The 3,175-nt window shown below is 60.9% G+C and carries 2 protein-coding genes and 2 pseudogenes; 3 read left to right on the top strand and 1 reads right to left on the bottom strand.

Features of this window, described 5'->3' with window-relative positions; all coding sequences use genetic code 11:
• Both AC1DLB_RS29135 and AC1DLB_RS29130 read left to right on the top strand, forming a co-directional pair.
• A pseudogene (locus AC1DLB_RS29135) lies at positions 1-193 on the top strand (MFS transporter); the annotation flags it as partial.
• Positions 194-216: 23 nt separating this feature from the next.
• Positions 217-1,386, top strand: a pseudogene (locus AC1DLB_RS29130) (enolase C-terminal domain-like protein); the annotation flags it as partial.
• A 1-nt stretch (position 1,387) separates the two neighbouring features.
• Here the strand turns inward: AC1DLB_RS29130 and AC1DLB_RS29125 are convergent.
• The gene (locus AC1DLB_RS29125; protein ID WP_477743735.1) at positions 1,388-2,266 is read right to left on the bottom strand and encodes a LysR family transcriptional regulator; all 879 of its coding nucleotides are present in this window, start codon (positions 2,264-2,266) and stop codon (positions 1,388-1,390) included.
• Positions 2,267-2,426: 160 nt separating this feature from the next.
• Here AC1DLB_RS29125 and AC1DLB_RS29120 point away from each other — a divergent pair.
• A partial coding sequence (locus AC1DLB_RS29120) for a serine hydrolase (protein WP_477786200.1) occupies positions 2,427-3,175 on the top strand: 749 nt, incomplete at its 3' end.

Below are 3,175 nucleotides of genomic sequence, written 5' to 3'. Positions count from 1 at the left end.
GGGCAACCTCGGCGGCTTCGTGGCGCCGACCACCTTCGGTTTGCTGGAAGAGCACACCGGTTCAATCCAGGGCGGGCTCTACGGCCTGGCCGCTACCTCGATCATCGCCGCGATCATCGTTTTCGCCGCGCGCAATAAACCGAAACTCGCACCGGCCGTTGCACTGGGCAAACCAGCGCCGAATCACGCTTGAATATTGGTTGAAAGGACAAAAAAATGAACCCACAAGAAGCCGCAAAAGCCCCGATCATCACCAGCATGCAGGTTGTGCCGGTGGCCGGCCACGATGGCATGCTGCTCAACCTGAGCGGCGCCCATGGCCCGTTCTTCACCCGCAATATCGTGATCCTCAAGGACAACGCCGGTCACACCGGCGTCGGCGAAGTACCCGGTGGCGAGCGCATTCGCCAGACCCTGGAAGACGCGCGCGCACTGGTGGTCGGCAGCCCGATCGGCACCTACCAGAAGATCCTCAATCAAGTGCGCCAGACCTTCGCCGATCGCGATGCCGGCGGTCGCGGTTTACAAACGTTCGACCTGCGCATCACCATTCACGCGGTCACCGGCCTGGAAGCGGCCCTGCTCGACTTGCTTGGCCAGCACCTGGACGTGCCGGTCGCCGCTTTGCTCGGCGAAGGCCAGCAGCGTGATGAAGTGAAGATGCTCGGCTACCTGTTTTACGTCGGTGATCGCAACGAAACCGATCTGGCTTATCGCGATGAACCGGATGCCGACAATGACTGGTTCCGCGTACGTCACGAAAAAGCCATGAGCGCCGACGCCGTGGTGCGCCTGGCGGTCGCCGCTCACGCCCGCTATGGCTTCAAGGACTTCAAACTCAAGGGCGGCGTGTTGAGCGGCGACGAGGAAATCGAAGCGGTCACGGCCCTCGCCGAGCGCTTTCCCGATGCGCGCATTACCCTCGATCCGAATGGCGCCTGGTCGCTCAAGGAAGCGATCCGCCTGTGCCGTGATCAGCATCATGTTCTGGCTTATGCCGAAGACCCGTGCGGGGCGGAAAACGGTTACTCGGGCCGCGAAGTCATGGCTGAATTTCGTCGTGCCACGGGCCTGAAAACCGCGACCAACATGATCGCCACCGACTGGCGGGAAATGGGCCACGCGATCCAGCTACAGTCGGTGGACATTCCTTTGGCCGACCCGCACTTCTGGACCATGCAGGGCTCGGTGCGGGTGGCGCAGATGTGTCACGAGTGGGGCCTGACCTGGGGCTCGCATTCCAACAACCACTTCGATATTTCCCTGGCCATGTTCACCCACGTCGCGGCCGCCGCGCCGGGCGAGATCACAGCCATCGACACCCACTGGATCTGGCAGGACGGCCAGCGCCTGACCCAGTTACCGCTGCAAATCGTCGACGGCTGCGCTATTGCATCTGGGCCGTTTGCAGCAGCCAGCCCCGGAACGCAGCCATCGCCGACGTTTCGGGACGCGACTGCAAGCGGGTCAGCCAGTAGCTGCCGGTGGTGATCCCGATGGCGAACGGTTGCTCGATTGCGCCCGCCGCCAGTTGCCGGGCAAACATCAGCGGTGGCGCCAATGCCACACCTGCACCTTGCAACGCAGCCTCCATCATCGCCAGCGAGGAATCGAAGACGATGCTCCGGGGCAGCACGGCATGGGCCGAAAGACCGGTCGCCTGAAACCACTCCGGCCACTCATCCGTGCGATAGGAGCGCAACAGCGTTTGCTGCAACAGATCCTCTGGCGCCTGCAATTGCCGGGCGATCTCCGGCACACAGAGCACCGACAGTGGTGCCTCGATCAACCGCACCGCTTCAATCCCATGCCACGCCCCCGCGCCAAAGCGGATGGCGTAATCCAGGCCTTCAGCGGCCACATCCACCCGGTTGTTATTGGTCGACAGGCGCAAATCTATGTACGGATGTTTCTTCTGAAAATCCGCCAATCGCGGCAACAGCCAACCGACCGCGAACGTCCCCACGGCGCCCACCGTCAACACTTCACGAAAATGCCCACCCTCGAAACGCTCCAGGGTTTCGGCAATCCGGTCGAAGGATTCGCGCAATACCGGCAGCAGGGTTTCACCTTCGCTGGTCAGCATCAGGCCGCGGGGCAGGCGTTTGAACAAAGTCACGTTAAGCTGGGCTTCAAGACTTTTGACCTGATGGCTCACCGCCGCCTGCGTGACGCACAACTCCACGGCCGCCCGGGTGAAACTCAAATGGCGCGCCGAAGCCTCGAAAGCACGCAACGCATTCAGCGGCAAATGAGGTCGAATCATGCCAGCCCCCAAAATTTTCTAATGGCTCATCCGAAATATCGTCGTTTGCCGGTCTTCGCCAAACTGCCTAGATTTGGCTCGCCCAACAGCGGACCGCCTTGAAAGACCGCTCGGAGTGTAGCGGTTAACACCACGAACAATCATGGACAGCGTCTCAATCATGCGTAAAAAAAATCAGAAGAAACTCATATCCTACAGTGCTTTCGCACTTTTCCTCGGTGCCAGCCACAGCTTTGCTGACGAGCGCATCGAAACCATCGTTAAAGCCGCCGTCGAACCGGTGATGCAGCAACAGAAGATCCCTGGCCTCGCGGTCGCAATCACCGTCCATGGTCAGCCGCATTACTTTAACTACGGCGTGGCCTCGAAAGAAAACGGTAAAGCCGTCACCGAAAACACCCTGTTCGAGATCGGTTCGGTGAGCAAAACCTTCACCGCCACCCTCGCCGCCTATGCCCAGGCGAGCGGCAAACTGTCCTTGTCGGACAACGCCAGCCAGGTACTCCCGGCCTTGCACGGCAGCGCGTTCGATAACATCAGCGTGCTGCAACTCGGCACCTACACCGCCGGCGGCCTGCCCCTGCAATTCCCTGGCGAGGCAGACCGTCAGGACAAGATGCTCGGCTATTTCAAGCAGTGGAAACCGACCTACGCCGCCGGCACTCATCGCCAGTATTCAAACCCCAGCCTCGGGCTGTTCGGTTATCTGGCAGCCCAGAGCATGGGGGCGCCGTTCGATGAGCTGATGGAGAAAACCTTGCTGCCGAAACTCGGCCTCAAGCACAGCTACCTCAAGGTGCCGCAGGATCAGATGGCGCTTTACGCCCAGGGTTACAGCAAGGATGACAAGCCTGTGCGGGTCGAGCCGGGTGCGCTGGATTCCGAAGCGTACGGCGTGAAAACCAGCGC

This window comes from Pseudomonas sp. 05N434, assembly GCF_056396965.1.
The sequence above is the reverse complement of the archived record's forward strand: the minus strand, read 5'-3'. Positions and strand labels throughout refer to the sequence as shown.